The sequence below is a fragment of the Chromobacterium phragmitis genome, assembly GCF_003325475.1.
GTDB lineage: Bacteria > Pseudomonadota > Gammaproteobacteria > Burkholderiales > Chromobacteriaceae > Chromobacterium > Chromobacterium phragmitis.
On record NZ_CP029495.1, the window covers coordinates 2363467 to 2386205 of the forward strand.

The 22739-nt window shown below is 64.2% G+C and carries 18 protein-coding genes; 12 read left to right on the plus strand and 6 right to left on the minus strand.

Annotated elements, in window-relative coordinates; genetic code table 11:
* Positions 1 to 26 precede the first annotated feature (26 nt).
* The 5 genes from pth (at position 27) to DK842_RS11320 (ending at position 4589) form a co-directional block, all read left to right on the plus strand.
* The gene (pth, locus tag DK842_RS11300) at positions 27 to 608 is read left to right on the plus strand and encodes an aminoacyl-tRNA hydrolase (RefSeq protein ID WP_114061530.1); all 582 of its coding nucleotides are present in this window, start codon (positions 27 to 29) and stop codon (positions 606 to 608) included.
* A 67-nt stretch (positions 609 to 675) separates the two neighbouring features.
* Positions 676 to 1767 (plus strand): redox-regulated ATPase YchF, encoded by a 1092-nt coding sequence (gene ychF / locus DK842_RS11305; RefSeq protein ID WP_114061531.1) that lies wholly within the window; start codon positions 676 to 678, stop codon positions 1765 to 1767.
* A 109-nt stretch (positions 1768 to 1876) separates the two neighbouring features.
* On the plus strand, positions 1877 to 2836 hold the full coding sequence (locus DK842_RS11310) for a hypothetical protein (RefSeq protein ID WP_168191879.1): 960 nt from the start codon (positions 1877 to 1879) through the stop codon (positions 2834 to 2836).
* Positions 2837 to 3074: 238 nt separating this feature from the next.
* A complete protein-coding gene (locus tag DK842_RS11315) occupies positions 3075 to 3857 on the plus strand; it encodes a transporter substrate-binding domain-containing protein (protein ID WP_114061533.1) in 783 nt (260 codons plus the stop codon).
* A gap of 69 nt (positions 3858 to 3926) precedes the next feature.
* A complete protein-coding gene (locus tag DK842_RS11320) occupies positions 3927 to 4589 on the plus strand; it encodes an amino acid ABC transporter permease (RefSeq protein WP_114061534.1) in 663 nt (220 codons plus the stop codon).
* Positions 4590 to 4645: 56 nt separating this feature from the next.
* Here DK842_RS11320 and DK842_RS11325 read toward each other — a convergent pair whose 3' ends face one another.
* Positions 4646 to 6409: an AMP-dependent synthetase/ligase gene (locus DK842_RS11325; protein WP_114061535.1), complete on the minus strand. Its 1764-nt coding sequence runs from the start codon at positions 6407 to 6409 to the stop codon at positions 4646 to 4648.
* 233 nt (positions 6410 to 6642) lie between these two features.
* Between DK842_RS11325 and DK842_RS11330 the strand changes: the two genes are divergently transcribed.
* Positions 6643 to 7788, plus strand: coding sequence for a cystathionine gamma-synthase (locus DK842_RS11330; RefSeq protein WP_114061536.1), 1146 nt, complete (start codon positions 6643 to 6645; stop codon positions 7786 to 7788).
* A 47-nt stretch (positions 7789 to 7835) separates the two neighbouring features.
* Positions 7836 to 8891 (plus strand): NAD(P)H-dependent flavin oxidoreductase, encoded by a 1056-nt coding sequence (locus DK842_RS11335; RefSeq protein ID WP_114061537.1) that lies wholly within the window; start codon positions 7836 to 7838, stop codon positions 8889 to 8891.
* Here the strand turns inward: DK842_RS11335 and DK842_RS11340 are convergent.
* On the minus strand, positions 8882 to 9823 hold the full coding sequence (locus DK842_RS11340) for an isoaspartyl peptidase/L-asparaginase family protein (protein ID WP_114063708.1): 942 nt from the start codon (positions 9821 to 9823) through the stop codon (positions 8882 to 8884). The genes DK842_RS11335 and DK842_RS11340 overlap by 10 nt on opposite strands.
* Positions 9824 to 9889: 66 nt before the next feature.
* On the opposite strand from DK842_RS11340, the gene DK842_RS11345 reads away from it, so the two are divergent.
* Together DK842_RS11345 and DK842_RS11350 are read left to right on the plus strand one after the other, a co-directional pair.
* Positions 9890 to 10285 (plus strand): NUDIX domain-containing protein, encoded by a 396-nt coding sequence (locus tag DK842_RS11345; RefSeq protein WP_114061538.1) that lies wholly within the window; start codon positions 9890 to 9892, stop codon positions 10283 to 10285.
* A gap of 36 nt (positions 10286 to 10321) precedes the next feature.
* Positions 10322 to 11113: a ferredoxin--NADP reductase gene (locus tag DK842_RS11350; RefSeq protein ID WP_114061539.1), complete on the plus strand. Its 792-nt coding sequence runs from the start codon at positions 10322 to 10324 to the stop codon at positions 11111 to 11113.
* 89 nt (positions 11114 to 11202) lie between these two features.
* Here DK842_RS11350 and DK842_RS11355 read toward each other — a convergent pair whose 3' ends face one another.
* Positions 11203 to 11379: a hypothetical protein gene (locus tag DK842_RS11355; RefSeq protein ID WP_198414671.1), complete on the minus strand. Its 177-nt coding sequence runs from the start codon at positions 11377 to 11379 to the stop codon at positions 11203 to 11205.
* A gap of 15 nt (positions 11380 to 11394) precedes the next feature.
* Positions 11395 to 11955: a GNAT family N-acetyltransferase gene (locus tag DK842_RS11360; protein WP_114061540.1), complete on the minus strand. Its 561-nt coding sequence runs from the start codon at positions 11953 to 11955 to the stop codon at positions 11395 to 11397.
* A 130-nt stretch (positions 11956 to 12085) separates the two neighbouring features.
* On the opposite strand from DK842_RS11360, the gene DK842_RS11365 reads away from it, so the two are divergent.
* Complete coding sequence (locus DK842_RS11365; RefSeq protein ID WP_114061541.1) at positions 12086 to 12715, plus strand: LysE family translocator; 630 nt, start codon at positions 12086 to 12088, stop codon at positions 12713 to 12715.
* Positions 12716 to 12844: 129 nt separating this feature from the next.
* Positions 12845 to 13768, plus strand: coding sequence for a sensor domain-containing diguanylate cyclase (locus DK842_RS11370; RefSeq protein WP_114073838.1), 924 nt, complete (start codon positions 12845 to 12847; stop codon positions 13766 to 13768).
* 62 nt (positions 13769 to 13830) lie between these two features.
* Here the strand turns inward: DK842_RS11370 and DK842_RS11375 are convergent, their stop codons facing one another.
* A complete protein-coding gene (locus tag DK842_RS11375) occupies positions 13831 to 16089 on the minus strand; it encodes an arginine/lysine/ornithine decarboxylase (protein ID WP_114061543.1) in 2259 nt (752 codons plus the stop codon).
* Between the two features lie 397 nt (positions 16090 to 16486).
* A complete protein-coding gene (locus DK842_RS11380) occupies positions 16487 to 18004 on the minus strand; it encodes a phospholipase D-like domain-containing protein (RefSeq protein ID WP_114061544.1) in 1518 nt (505 codons plus the stop codon).
* Positions 18005 to 18284: 280 nt separating this feature from the next.
* On the opposite strand from DK842_RS11380, the gene gltB reads away from it, so the two are divergent.
* Positions 18285 to 22733 carry a glutamate synthase large subunit gene (gltB, locus tag DK842_RS11385; RefSeq protein WP_114061545.1) on the plus strand — a complete coding sequence of 1483 codons (4449 nt, stop codon included), beginning with the start codon at positions 18285 to 18287 and terminating at the stop codon, positions 22731 to 22733.
* Positions 22734 to 22739 lie beyond the last annotated feature (6 nt).

The following is a 22739-nucleotide window of genomic DNA, read 5'->3' on the forward strand; positions in this document are numbered from 1 at the left end:
GCTTTTTTCATTTGGAATGTGAAGACATGTCCGGTATCCGCCTGATAGTGGGCTTGGGCAATCCTGGCCCGGATTACGAAAAGACGCGCCATAACGCCGGTTTCTGGCTGTTGGACGAGCTGTGCTGGCAGTTCAAGGGCAACTGGCGCAGCGAAGGCAAGTTCCACGGCGACGTGGCGCGCGTGAATATAGAAGGACAGGACGTCTGGCTGCTGAAGCCGATGACCTATATGAACCTGTCCGGCCAGGCCGTGCTGGCGCTGGCGCAGTTTTACAAAATCCTGCCGGATGAGATCCTGGTGGTGCATGACGAGCTGGACCTGGCGCCCGGCGTCGCCCGCTTCAAGCAGGGCGGCGGCCATGGCGGCCATAACGGCCTCAAGGACATCGCCTCTCGGCTGAGTTCGCCGGCCTTTTGGCGGTTGCGTTTGGGCATCGGCCATCCCGGAGACAAGAAGGAAGTGGCCAACTTCGTGTTGAAGAAGCCGCGCGCCGAGGAGCAGCAGGCGCTGGACGAAGCCATTCTGGCTTCCTTGCGCGAGCTGCCGCGCGCCGTCGCCGGCAAAATGGCCGAGGCGATGAAGACGCTGCACACCGAAGCGAAATGATAGCGGCTGGCGGCCTGACGGGTCGCCGCCATAATGAATTGAATCAAGAAAGTTTAGGAAGACAGCCATGAGCCTGAAATGCGGAATCGTCGGCTTGCCCAATGTCGGCAAGTCCACCCTGTTCAACGCGCTGACCAAGGCAGGCATCGAAGCCGCCAACTACCCGTTCTGCACCATCGAGCCCAACGTCGGCATCGTGGAAGTGCCGGACCACCGCCTGGGCGAGCTGGCCAAGATCATCAACCCGCAGAAAATCCAGCCGGCCATCGTCGAGTTCGTCGACATCGCCGGCCTGGTGGCGGGCGCCTCCAAGGGCGAGGGGTTGGGCAACCAGTTTCTGGCCAACATCCGCGAAACCGACGCCATCGTCAACGTGGTGCGCTGTTTCGACGACGATAACATCGTGCATGTTGCCGGCAAGGTGGACCCGATCGCCGACATCGAAACCATTCTGACCGAACTGGCGCTGGCCGACCTGTCCGCAGTGGAAAAAGCCATCGCTCGCGAAGGCAAGAAGGCCAAGTCCGGCGACAAGGACGCGCGCGCGCTGATCGCCGTGCTGGAACTGCTGGTGCCGCACCTGAACGAAGGCAAGCCGGCGCGTTCGCTGGGCCTGTCCGATGAAGACAAGGCGCTGATCAAACCGCTGTGCCTGTTGACCATCAAGCCTGCCATGTACGTGGCCAACGTGGCCGAGGATGGCTTCAGCGACAACCCGCTGCTGGCCAAGGTGGAAGAGTACGCCGCCCGCGAAGGCGCGCCGGTCGTCGCGTTGTGCGCGGCCATCGAGTCCGAAATCGCCGAGCTGGACGACGCCGACAAGGCCGAGTTCCTGGAAACGCTGGGCCTGGAAGAGCCGGGCCTGGATAGGCTGATCCGCGCCGGCTACAAACTGTTGGGTCTGCAAACCTACTTCACCGCCGGCGTGAAGGAAGTTCGCGCCTGGACCATTCATGTGGGCGACACCGCGCCCCAGGCGGCCGGCGTGATCCACACCGACTTCGAACGCGGCTTCATTCGCGCGCAAACCATCTCCTACACCGACTTCATCGCGCTGGGCGGCGAAGCCAAGGCCAAGGAGGCCGGCAAGATGCGCGCCGAAGGCAAGGAGTACGTGGTGCAGGATGGCGATGTGATGAACTTCCTGTTCAACGTCTGATTCGGTTTGCAAGCAAGTGGCGGCGAGATGCCGCCACTGTTGCGTTGAAGGTTTGCATTCAGGTGGGGCGGCTGTTTAGTCGTTACAGCTTAGGATTTGGGGTGTAGTCGTGAAGCATGTAGAAGATGAGATCAGCTTGTTGCAGGTTTTGCAGTTTTGCTGGACAAATTTTCGTATCTTGTTGTCAGGTTGCATATTATTCTTGGCTATTGGTTTCGTGTGGTCCATGCGGATGCCAGATGTTTTCGTGGCTCGAACTACGCTGATGATTGCGCCGCCGTTGGGGGCGAAGGGGGGGGCAGCTCTATTGCAGAGCGATCTTTTGTTGATGCAGGCAGTCAATCATTTTGATTTGATGGCGCGATATAAAAGCAGGAAAGAAAATGAAGCCAAGCTCGCGCTGCTAAATAACCATCTGAAGATTAATATTGCGAAAGATCAGTTTTCGGAGCGTCAGGGCCAACTGCTGGAAATCACGGTGTCAGATTCCGACCCTGCGATGGCTGCACGCCTAGCTAACTATTTGGCAGATATTTTACGGCGCAGGATTATTGAAACGCATGTAACCGATCAGGGGCGTAAGCTTTTCGCATTGCAAGGTAGGTTGAAAGCGGCTCAAGAACGCTTAACGCGTGCGCAGCAACGTGTGCTTTTCGATATTCAACGGGGGCGTGTGACGCTGGATTCCACCTCTGTGCAGATGATGGCTGGTTTCGCCCATTTGGAGGGCGTGCTGGCTTCAGTGGATGGTGGCAATCTGAATAGCGCGTTTAGCGACGATGCCATACCTCTATCTGAGACATCGGATACGCATGCCGAAGTGCGTGATTTTTATTATCATAAAGCCCTGGTTAGGGCGTTGGAGAGACAGGTTCAGCAGATGACTTTGTTGGTGTCGGAAGATGTGCAAGTGCTTGCTGAAGCTGCGCCTCCCCTGACCAAGTCTTCTCCTGACAGAAGCTTAATTGTGCTGTTTGCCGCAGCCGTCGGTTTAGGCATTTCGGTGTTGCTGGCGCTCGCATTGCAATGGCGCAAATCAGGGTTTACGGCATTTCATTACGCAAAGTAACTTTTTGAGAGATCAAGGCGCCAGCCCTGCCGATTCATCGCAGGGCTGTTTTACTTCATGTTCATGGTTATCCTGTTTGGGCGAAACGAGATAGGTAGCCTTGCAATTTATTTGGCATTTTTGTCATGGGTAAGGTTGCGGGCGGGATTCGAGCATGTGGCTTGTGCGACATAGGCTTTTATTGATATTCTTTGTTTAAATATTTTCAAAGCTTGAAATAGCAAAAGGTTATATTGATATGAAGAAGTTAATGTTGGCCCTGTTGACTGCCGCCATCGGCAATTTCGCTGTCGCGGCCGACCTGATGGATGCGGTGAAACAGCGCGGCACGCTGAGGATCGCGCTGGAGGGCACTTATCCTCCATTCAACTTCAAGGACGCTAAGCAGCAACTGACTGGCTTCGACGTGGAAATCGCCACCGAGATCGCGCGCCGGATGAAGGTGAGGCCTGAATTCACCACCGCCGAGTGGAGCGGCCTGCTGGCCGGCCTGCAAAGCGGCAAGTTCGACATCGTCGTCAATCAGGTGGGTGTGACCGCGCAGCGCCAGGCGGTGTTCGATTTCAGCCAGCCTTACACCTACTCCAGCGCCCAGCTGATCGTGCGCAAGAACGAAAACCGCGGCTTCAAGAACCTGGCCGACCTGAACGGCAAGAAGCTCGGCGTCGGCCAGGGCAGCAACTACGCCGATATGGCCAAGGCCGCGGCCGGCGTGCAGGTGAAAACCTATCCGGGCGCGCCGGAATATCTGCAGGATTTGGCCACCGGCCGCCTGGACGCGGCGCTGAACGACAGCCTGTTGATCCCGTTCGCGATCAAGCAGGCCAAGCTGCCGCTGAAGGCCGGCGCGCCGGTGGGCGAGGTGGCGACGATGGCGATTCCGTTCGCCAAGGGCAATCCGCAATTCAAGTCCGAGATCGACAAGGCGCTGAGCGGCATGAAAGCGGATGGCACCTTCAAGAGAATATCGGTCAAGTGGTTCGGCATCGACGTGTCCAGAGCGCCGATGGCGAAGAAATAAGCCGGTTTGTGATAGCATGGCCGCGCGCCCCTGCCTTCGCGGGGGCGTCGGTTTTTAAGGAAGGGTGAGATGGGCGATTGGATGGCTCTGTTCGAGACGGCGTGGCCGGTGCTGCTGCAGGGCGCGGCGCATACGCTGTTGTTCGCGCTGGTGGCGATGGCGCTGGGCCTGGCGCTGGGTTTTCTGGTGGCGATCGTGAGGGTGGCGCAGCTGCCGGTCTTGTCGCAACTGGCAGCGTTCTACGTCAGCGCGATGCGCGGCACGCCGCTTCTGGTGCAGATTTTCGTCATCTATTACGGCCTGCCCGGCGTGGGTCTCGAGCTGGATCCGGTGCCGGCCGGCGTGCTGGCCTTGACGCTGAACGTGGCGGCCTATCTGTCCGAAAGCCTGCGCGGCGGCATCGCCGGCGTGGCCAAGGGGCAATGGGAGGCGGCCTTTTCGCTGGGTTTCACCTGGTGGCAGACGATGCGCCACATCATCGCGCCGCAGGCGCTGCGCTTGTCGGTGCCCAGCTTGTCCAACAGCCTGATCTCGCTGATCAAGGATACGTCGCTGGTATCGGTGATTACGGTCACCGAGCTGATGCTGGCGACCAAGGAAGTGATCGCCCAGACCTTCCAGCCTTTGCCGCTGTATCTGGCCGCGGCGGCCATCTACTGGCTGCTCAGCGCTCTATTCGAGCGGGTGCAGCGCCGGGTGGAGGACAGGTTGAATCTGGCGCATCAGCGCTAAGCCTGGCCGAATTGGCCATCGCCATATGAAAAAGCCCCGCATCGCGGGGCTTTTGCTTAGGCGGGCTCCGCCATGCCGTACATGCCTTCGATCAGCGCGCGGCAGCGTTCGGTGATCACCTTGCGGCGCAGTTTCAGGGTGGGCGCCAGCTCGCCGGCGTCCACGCACCAGGGTTTGTCCAGCAGCGAGAATTTCTTGATGTGTTCCCAGCTGCCGAAGTAGCGGTTGAAGCGTTTGATTTCGCGGTCGATCAGCTCCACCACCTTGGGATGGCGGCTCATCTCGCAATCGGTGGTGTAGGAGATGCCGTGTTCGGCGCACCATTCCTTCAGCTTCTCGAACAGCGGCACGATCAGCGCGGCCGCGTACTTCTGGCCGTCGCCCACCACCATGATCTGGTCGATGAAGGCTGATTCCTTCAGCTTGTTCTCCAGCGCCTGCGGCGCGATGTATTTGCCGTTGCTGGTCTTGAACATTTCCTTCTTGCGGTCGGTGATGCGCAGGTAGCCGCTCTCCAGCACGCCGATGTCGCCGGTGTGCAGCCAGCCGTCGCGCAGCGCGTCGGCGGTCTGCTCCGGCTCTTTGTAGTAGCCGGACATCACGTTGTCGCCGCGGACCAGGATCTCGCCGTCGTCGGCCAGGCGCACTTCGACGCCGGGCAGGGGCAGGCCGACGCTGCCGATGCGCACGCCGCCGGCGGTGAACGGATTGGCGGAGATCACCGGCGAGCTCTCGGTCATGCCGTAGCCCTCGGCCACGGCGATGCCGGCGGCCCAGAACATCCGCGCCAGCCGCGGCTGCAGCGCGGCGGAGCCGACATTGATGGAGATCAGCTCGCCGCCCATCGCCGCGCGCCACTTGCTGTATACCAGCTTGTCGGCCAGCGCGTGCTGGATCGCATCCAGCGGCGAGCGGCGGCGGTTGGGGTCGAAACTTTCGGCGCGGGCCAGCGCCCACTGGTAGATGCGGCGCTTGGCGCCCGTCAGGTCGCGCGCCTTGCCCACCAGCTTTTCGTGCACCTTCTCCAGCACGCGCGGCACGGAGCTGAAGGTGTGCGGCTTGACGTCGGCCAGCGCCGACGACAGGCATTCCACGCTGGCGAAATAGATGCCGGTGCCGCTGTACAGGTAGTAGAACACGCCGGCGCGCTCGAAGATGTGCGACAGCGGCAGGAAGCTCAGCGCGCGGCAGCGGCCCTGCGGCAGGCCGGTGAAGGCGGCGGTGGCCACCACGGTGCTCAGCACGTTGCGGTGGCTCAGCATCACGCCCTTGGAGCGGCCGGTGGTGCCGGAGGTGTAGATGATGGTGTAGACGTCGTCGGCGCGCGCGGCGTCGCGCAGCGCGTCCAGCTCGGCCATCCGTTCCGGGCGCGCCCGCTCGGCGATCTCGCGCCAGGAAGGCGCGCCGTCGATGTCGGCAAGGCCGTAGATCGGGCAGGACAGCTTGCCCAGCGCTTCGTGCAGTTTTCGCTGCAATGCAGCACTGCCGGCGAAGGCCAGCTTGACCTCGGCATGCGTCAGGATATAGCGTGCATCATCAAGGGTGATGGTAGGGTACAGCGGCACGCTGACCGCGCCGATTTGTTGCAGCGCGATATCCACCAGCACCCACTCGATGCTGTTGTCGGCGGCGATGGCCACCTTGTCGCCGCGCTGGATGCCCATTTCCATCAGGCCCAGGCTGACGCGGTTGACGGTGTCCCGGACCTCGGCCGTCGACAGTTGCCGCCAAGCCTTGCCGGACTTCGCCGCCAGGCAGTCCGGGCGGGGATGATTGGCGAGCTGGTGGGACAGGATGTCAAAAACGCGTTCTAGCTTCATGCAAACGATGGTTTTAATGCGAAACGCAGCAAAATAGCCCTTATGGCGGCGGCTGTAAAGCAAAAAACGGCGCTTGCTTGGCGAAAATCAGGACAGATCGGCGTATTTTGGTCGCAATTGGACTGAAATTTCGGCACCGCGATGAAAGGGGCATGGCGAATGCATGATTTGCCGGGCGTTAAGGTTTGATTGTCGGGCAATTTGGCCCAAGATTATGATTTAGAGGGATTTTTGTGAAATTTGCTACCCGCGCCATCCATGTCGGCTACGACAGCGCCGAACATAACCGCTCGGTGATGCCGCCGTTGTACCAGACCTCGGCCTTCGCTTTCGACCACGTCGGCGAAGACCTGCGCTACGCCTACGCCCGCACCGGCAATCCCACCCGCAGCGCGCTGCAGGATTGCCTGGCCAGCCTGGAGGAGGCCAAGCATGGCCTGGCCTTCTCCAGCGGCATGGCGGCGATAGATGCGGTGCTGCGCGCCTGCCTGAAGCCCGGGGACGAGGTGATCGCGGTGGCTGATCTCTACGGCGGCGCTTACCGTTTGCTGACCCGGGTGATGGAGCCGGCCGGGATCAAGGTGAGCTTCGTCGATCTGTCCGATCCGGCGCGGCTGGAGGCGGCGATCACGCCGGCCACGCGGCTGCTGTGGCTGGAGTCGCCGACCAACCCCTTGTTGGGCCTGGTCGACATCGCCGCGCTGTCCGCCATCGCTCATCGCCATGGCGTCAAGGTGGCGGTGGACAACACCTTCGCCACGCCCTATCTGCAGCAGCCGCTGCGGCTCGGCGCCGACATCGTCGTCCACTCCGCCACCAAATACCTGGGCGGCCACTCCGACGTGCTGCTGGGCCTGGTGGCAGTCAGCGACGACAAGCTGCACCACGATATCCGCTTTTTGCAGAACGCCGCCGGCGCGGTGCCGGGACCACAGGACTGCTTCCTGACCCTGCGCGGCCTCAAGACGCTGGCGCTGCGGATGGAGCGCCATTGCGACAGCGCCGAGAAGGTGGCCGCCTGGCTGGTTGGGCAGCCGGCGGTGGCCAAGGTATTCTACCCCGGCCTGCCCGGGCATCCGGGGCATGAGCTGGCGAAGCGGCAGATGAAGCGTTTCGGCGGCATCGTCAGCATTCGCTTGCAGGACGACAGCCGCGAGGCGGCCAGCCGCGTCGCGCAGAAACTGAAGCTGTTCGCGCTGGCGGAGTCGCTGGGCGGCGTGGAGTCGCTGGTCAACCATAGCTACACCATGTCCCATGGCGGCATGCCGGCGGAGCAGAAGGCCGCGCTGGGCATCGTCGAGGGCGGTTTGAGGCTGTCCATCGGCATCGAAGATCTGGACGACATCCTGGCGGATCTTGAGCAGGCGCTAGGGACGTGAATCCAAATGGCTCGCGGGGCGCGGGCCTTCGGAAAAGGAGAGCGGAAATGGCGACAGCGTTGTGCCAGCGATTGCAGTTGAAGTTGCCGTTGATACAAGCGCCGATGGCGGGCGGGGCGACCACGCCGCAGTTGGTGGCCTCGGTAGGCGAGGCCGGCGGACTGGGCTTTCTGGCCGGCGCGATGCTGTCGCCCGCTCAGATGCGGGAGGAGGCAGGCAAGATACGCGCGCTGAGCGACGCCCCATTCGGCATCAATTTGTTCGTGCAGGGCAGGCCCGCGCCGGAGGCGGATGAGATGGCGCTGGCGTTGAGGCTGCTGCGGCCTTGGCATGAAGAGCTGGGCCTGGGGGCGCCGGCCGCGCCGGACAGCTTCTGCCAGCCTTTCGACGAGCAGCTCGACGCGTTGCTGGCTTTGCGTCCGGCCGCGGCCAGCTTCACTTTCGGCATTCTGGACGAAAGCCAGATGCGCGCGCTGAAGGAGGCGGGCATCCTGACGATCGGCACGGCCACCAATCTGGCCGAGGGGTTGGCCTGGGCCGAGGCGGGAGCCGACGCGGTGTGCGCGCAGGGCAAGGAGGCGGGCGGCCATCGCGGCACCTTCATCGGCGAACAACGGGAGTCGCTGCGGCCGATGCTGTCGTTGGTGTACGAGTTGGCGCAGAACCTGCCGCTGCCGGTGATCGCCGCCGGCGGCATCATGAACGGCCGGGACATGGCGGCGGCGATGCGCCACGGCGCCGAGGCCTGCCAGCTGGGCACAGCCTTCCTGCGTTGCCCGGAGTCGGGGATTTCCCCGATCTGGAAGCAGGCGCTGGCCGAGGCGCGCGAAGGCGGCACCCGGCTGACCCGCGCTTTCTCCGGCCGCTACGCCCGCGGGCTGGACAACCGCTACATGGAGGCGATGGCGGACTGGGAGGCGGCGTTGCCGGCTTATCCGGTGATGAACGCGCTGACCGCGCCGATGCGGGCGGCGGCGGCCCGGGCCGGATGCGGCGAGCTGATGTCGCTGTGGGCCGGCGAGGGGGTTGCCGGCGCGCGCGCGTTGCCGGTGGCGGCGCTGATCGGCGAGCTGCGGGACGAGTGGCGGGCGGCTTACCGTTGAAGTTCGTCGCGGTAGATGGCGACCCGCTTGCGTCCTTCGCCGTCTATCGACGCGCGGTACATGCCTTCGCAGTTGAAAGGCAGCGCCACCCGGCCCAGGCGGTCTACCGCCGCCACGCCGCCGGTGCCACCCATCCTCATCAGTTGGCCGTGCACCACCGCATCGCAGGCCGTCTCCAGGGTTTCATCCAGGTAGCGGACGCGGGCGGAAATTTCGTGGCCGGCGGCCGCGAGGACGAAGTATTCGCCGTGGCCGGTGCCGGACACCGCGCAATGCGCGTCGGCCCAGGTGCCGGCGCCGATCACCGGCGTGTCGCCGATGCGTCCCGGCCACTTGGCGGTGCGGCCGCCGGTGGAGGTGGCCGCCGCCAGCCGGCCTTGCGCGTCCAGCGCCGCGGCGCCGACCGTGCCGTGCTTGCGGTCTTCTGGAATATCGTCGTCCGCGCCGCCATTGGCCAGCCTTTCCTTTTCCAATAACAGCGCTTGCCAGCGCTTGTCGGTGTGGAAGTATTCCGGCGCTTGCATCGCCGCGCCGATGCGGGCGGCGAAGTCCTCCGCGGCGGCGTAGCCCAGGGTGACGTGCGGGGTGGCTTCCATCACCGCGCGCGCCAGCAATACCGGGTTCCGCACGCGGGAGAGGCCGGTGACGCTGCCGGCATCCTGGCGGCTGCCGTCCATCACCGCCGCCTCCATTTCCTGTTTGCCGTCCAAGTTGTATACCGAGCCGCGACCGGCATTGAACAGCGGATCGTCCTCCAGCGCGCAGACGCTGGCGCAGACGGCGTCCAGCGCCGATCCGCCGGCGCGCAGGATGGCGTAGCCGGCCTCCAGCGCGCGCTCCAGTCCGGCGCGGTAGGCACGCTCCAGCTCCGAATCCATGTCGCTGCGGCGCAGCGTGCCGGCGCCCCCGTGCAGGGCCAGGGCAATGGTCATGTCAATCTCCATGAGTGAAAGGCGGCATGGCTGCTAGCATGAGGCTTTTCATCCGGGAGAGCCAGCATGGGAGAGGCGAGCAGCGCGCTGGTCTTGCTGCGCGATGGGGATGGGTATTGGTGGCAGCGCCGCGCCTGGAGCGATGACAGCTATCCGGGCAGGTTGGACTTCGCCGCGGGCGGCGGCATGGAGGTTGGCGAGAGCCCGCTGCAGGCGGCGCGGCGGGAGCTGGATGAGGAGCTTGGCGTCAGCGGGCTGGCGCTGCGGGCACTGGGGGAATGGACGCTGGATAAAGAACGCTGCGCGCTGTTCGAGGCCCCGCTGCCGACGAGTTGGCGCCTGGGCGAAGAAGTGGAGGCGCTGCTGCGGCTGTCGCTGGCGGAGTTGGCGGCATGGCCGGCGCACGACCTGCATCCGCAGTTGGCGGACTGGCTTGGCAAGCGCGGGGAGCCGAGCGCATAATAGTTGAGTAAAATACTCAACAAATGAGGAATGCCGATGGACGCCGCGCTGGAAGCCGAGATTCAACTGAAATACACCACCGAAACCATCACCGAGATGAAGCGCTGGACCGACAAGCTGATCAGCTTCCGGCTGACTCGGCCGGCCGGTTTCCGCTTCGCGCCGGGGCAGTTCGCCCGGCTGGGCTTGCCGCTGGAGGGCGGCGGCCAGGTGTGGCGCGCGTATTCGATGTGTTCCGCGGCTTACGACGAGCATCTGGAGTTCTATTCCATCGTGGTGCCGGAGGGGCAGTTCAGTTCGCGGCTGGCCCAACTGCGGCCTGGCGGCCAGATGATGCTGGACAAGCGCGCGATGGGCTTCTTCGAGGCGGACCGGCTGCCGGACGGCAGGGACTTGTGGCTGCTGGCCACCGGCACCGGCATCGCGCCCTATCTGTCCATCCTGAAGCAGCCTGAGGTGTGGCAACGCTTCGAGCGCATCGTGTTGGCGCATTGCGTGCGCGAGGCGGAGGAGCTGTCGTTCCAAGATGAAATCGCAGCTCTGCGCGAGCATCCGTTGTGGGGCGAGCATGGCGGCAAGCTGCAATACTTGCCGGTGGTGACGCGCGATGCGCCGGCCGGCATGCTGAATCAGCGCATTCCCGCCTTGCTGGAGAGCGGCGAATTGGCCGCGCGCGCCGGCCTGGCGATGTCGCCAGAGCACAGCCGTTTCATGCTGTGCGGCAATCCCAAGATGGTGGAGGACACCCATCGCCAGTTGATGAAAATGGGTTATCGGATGACCCGGCAGAACGCGCCGGGCCATATCGTGCTGGAAAACGGCTGGTAAGCGCTAGGCGCCAATCTCTGAGGCTGCGTTGCGCCGGCTTGTCATACCGCTTGCACTGCCTGTGCCGGTCTGAGGTTGGTCAGCCGCGCTTAACGATTGGAGACGGCAAGCAGGCTGCAGAACACGAGGAAGCTGGCGCCGAGGATGCCGGGCAGGCTGCCCTTGAGGCCGAAGCGCAGCGCGTTGCTCAGTGAGTTGAGCACGCCGGGACCTGGCGTCAGGATGGCCAGGCTGGCCATCAGCAGGAACAGCGGGTAGTGGTGCATGGGTTTCTTCCCTTTTCAGGCGGCGGTCTCTGCCAGCGCGCTTTCCGCGCGCAGCAGCGACAGATTGATCAGGTCCTGATAGGCACCCAGCCAGAAACCGGCCTGGCGGGCGCGGCCTTCCTCCTGGAAATTCAGTCGCTTCAGCAGCGCCAGCGAAGCTTGATTGTCCGGATGCACCTGGGCCTCGATCCGGTTCAGCTCCATATGTTCGAAGCCCCAGGACAGCGCGGCGCGCAGCGCCTCGCTCATCAGACCTTGGCCTTGCTGTCCGGGCGCCAGCTCGTAGCCCAGCGCGCAGCAGCGCCAGCCCGGGTTCCACTTGAACAAGCCTACGCTGCCGATCAAGGGGCCGCCTTCGCGCGGAGCCAGTCCCCAGCGGACGCCGGGCGCGGGCAGGCTTCGCCAGCTGGAGAACTTCTCCACCATCTGCCTCGCTTGCTCCAGCGTCGTCAGCGGGTCGGTGCCGAACCAGCGCATCGCGTCGGCGTCGCCGTGGATATCCAGCAGCGCCGGCGCGTCGTCCAGCGTGATTTCGCGCAGCGCCAGCCGCGGGGTATGCAGGGTGGGGAAGTCCATTCATTCTCCTGGTCAGGACAAATAGATATACCCTAAACGCCGCGCTTCTTCAAACCAGGCCGTGTGGTTGTTCGCCTCCGGATGATGCCGGTATGATGAATGCCTGCGTCACCGATAACGGAGTCCCCGCATGCCTACCCTGTCCACTCTGCTGTTGTTCTCCCTCGCTTGCCTCGCGCTGGCCGCCACGCCCGGCCCCGACATGCTGCTGATCGCCAGCCGCAGCGCGGGACAGGGGCTGCGGGCGGGCTTCGCCACCTTGTTCGGCATCCAGTTGGGCACCTATTGCCATGCTTTGCTGGCGGCGCTGGGCCTGGCCCAGTTGTTCGTGCTGGTGCCGATGGCCTACGACGCGGTGCGCATCGCCGGCGCGGCCTATCTGCTGTACCTGGCCTGGGCCACCTTGCGCAGCAACAGCGTGCTGCGCGCGGCCGAGCCTGGCTCCGAGGGCAAGCCTTTGGCGCGCATCGCGCTGCAGGGCCTGGCCACCAATCTGCTCAATCCCAAGATGGCGCTGTTCGTGCTGGCGCTGTTTCCGCAGTTCGTCGAGCCGCAGGCCGGCCCGGTGGCGCTGCAGATCATGCTGCTGGCCACGGTGCTCAACGTGGTGGGCTTCGGCGTCAACGCGCTGGTGATCGTCGCTAGTGGCCGCATGGGCCGAGCGTTGGCGGGCGGCAAGGGCGGACGCTGGCCGCAATATTTGCTGGCGACGGTATTCGGCGGATTGGCCGTGCGTTTGCTGGCTGCGGGGCAGAAATGAATCGGGCCGGGCTGGCCGATGACGCTTAATCCTGCCGCGGTTTTGCTCTACCATGGCTTATGACCGTCGTCCGCAATGGGCGGCGGCGGGCCGATGAACATCGGCTCGGGTGCCGCCGGATGCCAGTGTATGAAGCCTGCCGATGAAAGCGAAGACATCGCCTCCCGTCTGATGTCGCTGCAACGGGACTGCCCGCTGCTGATCTCCCTGTTCGACGAGCGCGATTGCCTGCGCTACGCCAATGCCGCGTTTTGCGCGGCGCTGGATGTGCGGGAAGACGAGCGGATCAGCTGGGAGCAGTTGATGCGCCGCAATCACCAGAACGGCAGGGGCACGCAGATCCGCACCTGCGATTTCGAGGCCTGGCTCGCTTCGGCCAAGTCCCGGCGCGCCAAGCAGCCATTCCGCGCCTTCGAGACCGATCTGGCCGACGGCCGCTGGATCTGGATGACCGAGACCACCCAGTCGGGCGGCTGGATGTTGTGCGTCGGCAGCGAGATCACCGAGCTGCGCGTCGGCGAGCGCGAGCTGCGGCAGGCGCGCGACCTGGCGCAGCGCGCGGCGCTGACCGACCCGCTGACCGGCCTCGGCAACCGCGGCCACATCCTGCAGCAGATGGACGGCCTGGTGGAGCAATATCATGGCGGCGCCTGCCAGGCCGCCGCGGTGGCCATCCTGGACCTGGACAATTTCAAGTTGATCAATGACCTGAAGGGCCATCTGGCCGGCGACGCGGTGCTGCGCGATTTCGCGCATAGGCTGCAGCCCTTGCTGAAGCCCCATGACAGTTTGGGGCGGCTGGGCGGCGAGGAATTTTTGCTTTTGCTCCCCGGCAGCGGTTTGGAGCAGGCGGAAGCGCTGATCCGGACGATACTGGCGGTGGTGCAGTCGTCGCGGCCGCTGGCGGATGACCCGGCGTTTTCCTACACCTGTTCGATCGGGATGTCGCTGCTGCGCGCCGGCGATGATCTGTCTGCGCCGCTGGGCCGGGCGGACGAGGCCTTGTATCAAGCCAAGGCCGGCGGGCGCAATACCTGGCGCGTGCGGCTTTAAGTTGGGAGCGGCATGAAAAAAGGCGGGATCGCTCCCGCCTTTGTCGTTTCCGGCCCAGCGTCTTATTGCTTGACGCAATCCACGCAGTACACCTTGCGATCCTGCACCTCCACCGCCACCAGGCCGTGGACGTCGGTTTCGAAGCCCGGCAACTCGCGATTGAAGGCCTGGGCGAAGCGCAGGTAGTCGACGATGGTCTTGTTGAAGCGCTCGCCCGGGATCAGCAGCGGGATGCCCGGCGGATACGGCGTCAGCAGCACCGCGGTGACGCGGCCTTCCAGCTGGTCCACCGGCACGCGCTCGATCTCGCGATGCGCCATCTTGGCGAAGGCGTCGGCCGGGCGCATCGCCGGCTCCATGTCGGACAGGTAGATGTCGGTGGTCAGGCGCGCTACGTCGTGTTTGGCATACAGGCCGTGGATGCGCTGGCACAGGTCCTGCAGGCCCACGCGCTCGTATTGCGGGTATTTGGCGACGAATTCCGGCATCACCCGCCACATCGGCTGGTTCTTGTCGAAATCGTCCTTGAATTGCTGCAGCAGCGAGATCAGCGTGTTCCAGCGTCCCTTGGTGATGCCGATGGTGAACATGATGAAGAAGCTGTACAGGCCGGTCTTTTCCACCACCACGCCATGCTCGGTCAGGTACTTGGTGACGATGGCGGCCGGGATGCCCATTTCCTCGAAGCTGCCGTCCACGTCCAGGCCCGGCGTCAGCACGGTGGCCTTGATCGGGTCCAACATGTTGAAGCCGTCCTCGATGCCGGCGAAGCCGTGCCAGCGTTCGTCGGGGCGCAAGGTCCAGTCGGCCTGGTCGCAGATGCCGTCGTCGGACAGGTCGTCCGGCCCCCACACGCTGAACCACCAGTCGCGGCCGTATTCCTCGTCCACCTTGCGCATGGCGCGGCGGAATTCCATCGCCTCCACCAAGGACTCTTCCACCAGCGATTGGCCGCCCGGCTGCTCCATCATCGCGGCGGCCACGTCGCAGCTGGCGATGATCGAGTATTGCGGGCTGGTCGAGGTGTGCATCAGATAAGCCTCGTTGAACCAGGCGGTGTCCAGCTGGCGGTTCTGCGGGTCCTGCACCAGGATTTGCGAAGCCTGGCTGATGCCGGCCAGCAGTTTGTGGGTGGACTGGGTGGAGAACACCAGGCTGTCTTCGCAGCGCTGACGGCCCTCGCCGATGGCGTGGAAGTCGCGGTAGAAGTCATGGAAGCAGGCGTGCGGCAGCCAGGCTTCGTCGAAGTGCAGCGTGTCCACCTCGCCGTCCAGCAGGCCCTTGATCTCCTCGACGTTGTACAGGATGCCGTCGTAGGTGGACTGGGTCAGCGTCAGGATGCGCGGCTTGCGGTTGGGGTGCTTCTCCAGCACCTCGCGCGCGAACGGGTTGGCCAGGATCTTCTTCTTGATGGTGTCCGGCTGGAATTCGGACTTCGGGATCGGGCCGATGATGCCGTAGTGGTTGCGCGTCGGCATCAGGAACACCGGGATGGCCCCGGTCATGATGATGGCGTGCAGGTTCGACTTGTGGCAGTTGCGGTCCACCAGCACGATGTCGCCGGCGGCGACGCAACTGTGCCAGACGATCTTGTTCGAGGTGGAGGTGCCGTTGGTGACGAAGAACAGGTGGTCGGCGTTGAAGATGCGCGCGGCGTTGCGCTCGGAAGCCGCCACCGGGCCGGTGTGGTCCAGCAGCTGGCCCAGCTCGTCCACCGCGTTGCAGACGTCGGCGCGCAGCATGTTCTCGCCGAAGAACTGGTGGAACATCTGGCCCACCGGGCTCTTCAGGAAGGCCACGCCGCCGGAATGGCCGGGGCAGTGCCAGGAGTAGGAGCCGTCGTAGGCGTAGTCCACCAGCGCGCGGAAGAACGGCGGCGCCAGGTTGTCCAGATAGCTCTTGGCCTCGCGGATGATGTGGCGTGCCACGAACTCCGGCGTGTCCTCGTGCATGTGGATGAAGCCGTGCAGCTCGCGCAGGATGTCGTTGGGGATGTGGCGCGCGGTGCGGGTCTCGCCGTACAGGTAGACCGGAATGTCCGGGTTGCGGCGGCGGATCTCGGCGACGAAACCGTACAGATTGCCCAGCGCCTGCTGCGCGGTGTCCTCTGTCTGGAACTCCTCGTCGTCAATCGACAGGATGAAGCCGGCGGCGCGGCTTTGCTGCTGAGCGAAGGAGGTGAGATCGCCGTAGCTGGTGTAGCCGATCACGCTCATGCCTTCCGCCTCCATGGCGGCGGCCAGTTCGCGGATGCCGGAGCCGCTGGTGTTTTCCGAGCGGAAATCCTCGTCGATGATCACGATGGGGAAGTGAAAACGCATACCTGAGTCCTTCGTTGCTGTCACTCGGACACTGCGGCGGAGGGCGGTGGCACCACCGGACCTTGCCGCGGCAATGTCGCTCGGTGCGCGTGGGGCGCAGTTTCTGTACGCACGGGCAGAAGAACGGATCTTCGCCGCCGCCCTGGAGGCTGGCCTTGAGGCGCGAATAAACGGGTCGCTTTGCGCCGCGGTCCGTGCCTGGCGACCTGCGGTCGCTTCACGTCAGCCGGCCTGGAGAACATCCCAAGAAGCGCGAATTGTAGACCCTTTGCCCGGCATGTTGTTTGTGCGCCGCGGCAGAAATCGCGAAAAAATTCCGACCAGAACCATCGACCGGCCAGGAAGGAGGCGGGGGGCCGGCTGCGGCGGCGGCGGGAGGGAAACTAAGCCGCTGTTTTCATTGGCAGTCGGGGGGCGGCGGGCCGCAGTCATCGGCCGCGGGGGCGGCCAGCCGCGACTGTTGTTTTTTTCTCCGTTTTTCCAGGTAGAGGCCGCCAGCCTTGAAAGCCACGGCCAGGCCGCTGATGGCCAGCAACGCCACCAGCGGCGCGGCGGCCAGCCATGGGAAATAGGCGATGGCCAGCGCCAGCAGGCACAGCGCGACGCCGATGCTGAGAAAGGCCGGGGCTTCGCTGCTTTCCACCATCCGGCTGCCGCGCACGGCCGACCCCAGCGCGTCGCCGATGCGCATCGCCTGGCGCGCCGCCGCGCTGGCGCTGCTGAGGGCGAACTCCTTGGTGCCGCCTCGCGGGCGGCGCTCCTGCTTGACCGGCCGAGGCACCGGTTTGCGCCGCTCCTGGCGCAGCACGATCTCGGTCGCCTGCTCCAGGTCCAGCAGGAAGCGATCCGCCAGTTCGCCGGCCAGCCCTTCATCCTCCAGCGCGATGTCAAGCTCGCGGTTGACCAGCCAGCTGGACAGATTCAGGTTGGTGGAGCCGATGCGCGCCCAGCGGCCGTCGGCCACCGCAGTCTTGGCGTGGATCATCGGCCCATTCCATTCGAACACCCGCACGCCGGCCTCCAGCAGCGGCCGATATTGGGTGCGGGACACGGTGGCGATCCAGCGTATGTCGCTGGAGCGCGGCACCAGCAGGCGCACATCCACGCCGTCTCGCGCGGCCTGCTGCAGCGCGGACAGATACAGGCTGGTGGCCATGAAGTAGGCGTCGGTCAGCCATAGCGTGCGGCGGGCAAAGCTGGCGATCAGCAAATCCAGCCGCATCATCCGCGCGGTGGACGGCGTGGTGGCGATCAGGCGGGCGGCGGCGCTGCCGCAGGGTTCGGCGTCGGCAGGCTCCAGCCAGCGCGCGTCCAGCAGCTCGCCGCAGCTGGCCCAGCTGTCGGCGAAGGCTGCCAGCGCCGGGGCCAATAGCGGCCCACAGAGCGCTAGGCCGGTATCGCGCCAGGGCGCGAGCCCCTTGTCGGGCCGGCCCTCCCAACTGGCGCTGACGCACAGGCCGGCAACGAACAACTCGCGCCTGTCGACGATGATCATCTTGCGGTGGTTGCGGCCCAGCAGGCTGAGTCCGCCGCCCAGGCTGGGCGGGTGGTAGGCTCGAACCTGGGCGCCGGCATCGAGCAGGGGCTTGAAGAAACTGGATAAGTGGGCGCGCCAACTGCCCAGCCAGTCATAGAGCAGGCAAACTTGGATGCCTTTATTTGCCCTATCTATAAGGATATTTCTTATTTTAAGTCCAAATTGGTCATTGGAGAAAATATACATTTCGATAAAGACAGAATCCTTGCTGCTGGCGATGGCCCGCTCCCAGGCAGGGAAGTTTTCGGCGCTGTCGTACAGCAGTCTGACCCGGTTTCCGGCCATAAGCGGCGCGCCGGCCGAACGCGAAAGGGCTTGTTCGGCCAGCTGGCGCACGAACTGCAAGGTCTGTTGCGACTGCTCGTCTCGATTCGTCATTTCAATGAATTTTGTTTGACAAAATACAAAAAATCGTCATTGCGGCATCTTTGGATGTCGATTTTGCGACGCTAGTCTGTCGTATTTTTGAAAATAATCGTCTCAAAAATCTAAAAAATTGGCAGGAATTATGTAGCTTTATTCCATATCAAAAACAAGTGATTGCGCATCAAATGACTGAAATCAAATGATTGTTGCGCCGCCGCAAGCGCGCTTGCGGCTGCTGCGATCTTGCCCGTAGAATCGGATGCATCACTACAAAGTATAAACGGGCCGAGAAATGGACAGACAGCGCCGCCTGCAGGGCACATTGTATAAACCGGAATTCGAACAAGACAGCTGCGGCTTCGGCTTGATCGCGCAATTGGACGACAAACCCAGCCACTGGCTGGTGGCCACCGCCATTTCCTCGCTGGCCAAGCTGACCCACCGCGGCGCGGTGGCGGCGGATGGCAAATCCGGCGACGGCTGCGGCCTGCTGTTCAAGAAACCGGATGGCTTCCTGCGCGAAGTGGCGGCCGAAGCCGGCATCGCCCTGAAGTCAGTGTACGCCGCCGGCCTGGTGTTCCACCACTCGGACAAGGCGACAGGCGAGCGCAGCCTGGCGCGCCTGCGCGAACATTTGGAGGCGCAGCAACTGGAAGTGGCCGGTTTCCGCGTAGTGCCGGTGGAGGTGGCCGCTTGCGGCGAAACCGCGCTGGCTTCCTTGCCCGCCATCTCCCAGGTGTTCGTGAACTGCCCGTTCGGCATGGATGAGCTGTCTTTCCAACGCCGGCTCTATATGGGTCGCCGCTTGGCTGAGAAAGCCAACAAGGAAGACGATCCCTGTTTCTATCTGCCCACGCTGTCGCCGCATACCCTCTCTTATAAAGGGTTGGTGACGCCGGAGAACCTGCCGCGTTTCTTCCTGGACCTGGCCGATCCGCGCTTCGAGTCCAGCCTGGCGGTGTTCCACCAGCGCTTCTCCACCAATACCTGGCCGCAGTGGAAGCTAGCCCAGCCCTTCCGCTTCCTCGCCCACAACGGCGAGATCAATACGGTGCAGGGCAACCGCAATTGGGCGCGCGCGCGCGAGCGCATCATGGCTTCGCCGCACCTCGACATGGACACGGTGCGCCCCATCGTCCAGACCGACGGTTCGGATTCGATGAGCCTGGACAATATGCTGGAAGGCCTGCTGATGGGCGGCATCCCGCTGTTCCGCGCGCTGCGCCTGTTGGTGCCGCCAGCCTGGCAGAATGTGGACAGCACCGACAAGGACCTGCGCGCCTTCTACGAATTCAACTCCATGCACATGGAACCGTGGGACGGCCCGGCCGGCATCGTGCTGACCGACGGCCGCTACGCCGCCTGCATGCTGGACCGCAACGGCCTGCGACCAGCGCGCTGGGTGCTGACGAAGGATAATATTCTAACCATTGCCTCGGAAGTGGGCGTGTGGGATTACCGCGCCCAGGACGTGGTGCGCAAGGGCCGCGTCAAGCCAGGCCAACTGTTTGCCGCTGACCTGGTCAATGGCGAGCTGCTGATGCCGGAAGACATCGACGCGCAGCTGAAAAGCGCCAAGCCCTACCGTCAGTGGATCAAGGACAGCGCCAAGTACCTGGAGCTGTCCATCGAGGACGACGCCGGCGTCGAGCCCTTGTCCAAGGACGAACTGGCCAAGCTGCAGAAAATGTTCAACCTGAGCCGCGAGGAGCGCGACCAGATCCTGCGCGTGCTGGCTGCGGACGGCCAAGAGGCTGTCGGCTCCATGGGCGACGACACGCCGATGGCGGTGCTTTCGCAGCGCGTGCGCTCGCCGTTCGACTACTTGCGCCAGCAATTCGCCCAGGTGACCAACCCGCCCATCGATCCGATCCGCGAAGCGGTGGTGATGTCCTTGAACACCGTGTTCGGCCCAGAGCGCAATATGTTCGAGGAGAGCGCCGAGCACGCCAAGCGTCTGGAAGTGCGCAGCCCGGTGCTGAGCCACGAGAAGTTCACCCGCGTCACCACGCGGCCGGAGCCTTACCTGAAGGCCACCAATTTCGACCTGTGCTATGACCCGGCCGAAACCACGCTGAAAGACGCGATTGCCTGTCTGAGCCGCCACGTGGTGGAAGCGGTGCAGGAAGGGACCGTGGTGGTGGTGCTGTCCGACCGCCATGCCACCGGCGAGCGGCTGCCCATCCACGCGCTGTTCGCCACCGGCGCGGTGCATCACGCGCTGATCGACGCCGGCCTGCGCTGCAAGACCAATATCGTGGTGGAAACCGCCACCGTGCGCGACGCGCACCAGATGGCCTGCGTGCTGGGCTATGGCGCCACCGCGGTCTACCCCTACCTGGCTTACCAGACCATCATCGATCTGGTGAACAACGGCGAAGTGGACCTGCGTCCCAATGAGGCGCTGCAGCACTACCGCAAGGGCATCAACAAGGGCCTGCTCAAGGTGCTGTCCAAGATGGGCATCTCCACTATCGCGTCTTACCGCGGCGCGCAGCTGTTCGAGGCGGTGGGCATCCATGAGGAAGTGGTGGCGCAGTGCCTGAAGGGCACGGTGTCGCGCGTGTCCGGCGCCAATTTCGCCGACTTCGAGGCCGATCAGAAAAAGCTGGCCAAGCTGGCGTTCAATCCGATGCGCGGGCTGAACCAGGGCGGCCTGCTCAAATACGTGCACGGCGAGGAATATCACGCCTATAACCCGGACGTGGTGCAGCTGCTGCAAAAGGCGGTGCAGAACGACGATTACCAGGCCTACCAGCAATACGCCGAGACGGTGAACACCCGCCCGGTGGCGATGTTGCGCGACCTGATGCAGCTGAAGCTGGCCGGCGAGCCGATTCCGCTGGACGAGGTGGAGCCGGTGGAGGCCATCGTCAAGCGCTTCGACTCGGCCGGCATGTCGCTGGGCGCATTGAGCCCGGAAGCGCACGAGGCATTGGCCATCGCCATGAACCGCCTGGGCGGCCGCTCCAATTCAGGAGAGGGCGGCGAGGACCCGGCGCGCTACGGCACCGAGAAGATGTCCAAGATCAAGCAGGTGGCGTCCGGCCGCTTCGGCGTCACCCCGCACTACCTGGTCAACGCCGAGGTGCTGCAGATCAAGGTGGCGCAGGGCGCCAAGCCGGGCGAGGGCGGCCAGCTGCCCGGCGACAAGGTGTCCGGGCTGATCGCGCGGCTGCGCCACGCCAAGGAAGGCGTCAGCCTGATTTCGCCGCCGCCGCATCATGACATTTATTCCATCGAAGACCTGGCGCAGCTGATCTTCGACCTGAAGCAGGTGAACCCGTCCGCGCTGGTGTCGGTCAAGCTGGTGGCCGAGCCCGGCGTCGGCACCGTCGCCGCCGGCGTGGCCAAGGCTTACGCCGACCTGATCACCATCTCCGGCTACGACGGCGGCACCGGCGCCTCGCCGCTGACCTCGGTCAAATACGCCGGCTCGCCGTGGGAGCTGGGCCTGTCCGAAGCGCAGCAGGTATTGCGCGCCAACGGCCTGCGCGGCCGGGTGCGGGTGCAGACCGACGGCGGCCTGAAAACCGGCCTGGACGTGGTCAAGGCCGCCATTCTGGGCGCGGAGAGCTTCGGCTTCGGCACCGGGCCGATGGTGGCGCTGGGCTGCAAATACCTGCGCATCTGCCACTTGAACAACTGCGCCACCGGCGTGGCGACGCAGGAAGTCAAACTGCGCTCCAAGTATTTCACCGGCCTGCCGGACATGGTGGTCAACTACTTCCTGTTCATCGCCCGCGAAACGCGGGAATGGATGGCCAAGCTGGGCGTGCGCAGCATGGAAGAGCTGATCGGCCGCATGGACTTGATGGACGTGCAGGATGGCGAGAGCGAGCGCCAGGGCCGGCTGGACCTGAGCCCGCTGCTGTCGCAAGGCACCGTTCCGGACAGCGAGCCGCGCTTTTGCGTGTCGGACAGCAATCCGTCTTTCGACAAGGGCGAGCTGGCCGAGCAGATTCTGCGGGACGCGCTGCCGGCCATCCATAACAAGCAGATGCTGGAGCTGGCCTACCCGATCGAAAACACCCACCGCTCCATCGGCGCGCGCTTGTCCGGCGAAATCGCCCGCGTGCATGGCGCGGCCGGACTGCCCTTCGGCTGTCTCAAGGTCAAGTTCAGCGGCAGCGCGGGCCAGAGCTTCGGCGTGTGGAACGCGGCCGGCCTGCATCTGGAGCTGGAAGGCGACGCCAACGACTACGTCGGCAAAGGCATGGCCGGCGGCCGCGTCACCATCTACCCGCCCAAGGATGCGGGCTACCAGGCGAGCGAATCCATCATCATCGGCAACACCTGTTTGTACGGCGCGACGGGCGGCCAGCTGTTCGCCGCCGGCATCGCCGGCGAGCGCTTCGGGGTGCGCAACTCCGGCGCGCTGGCGGTGATAGAGGGCGCCGGCGACCACTGCTGCGAATACATGACCGGCGGCACCGTCATCGTGCTGGGCGAGACCGGCTACAACTTCGGCGCCGGCATGACCGGCGGCTTCGCCTTCGTTTATGACCCGCACGAGAAGTTCGCCTACCGCTACAACAATGAGCTGATCGACATCCACTTGATCAACGGCGAGGCGATGGGCATGTACCGCGCCTATCTGCTGGAGAAGATCGCCAAGCACGTGGAGCTGACTGGATCCGAAACCGGCCGCGCGATGCTGCAGAACTTCGACGATTACGTGGACTATTTCTGGCTGGTGAAGCCCAAGGCAGCCAAGCTGGAAAGCCTGCTCAAAGACTAAGCGCCC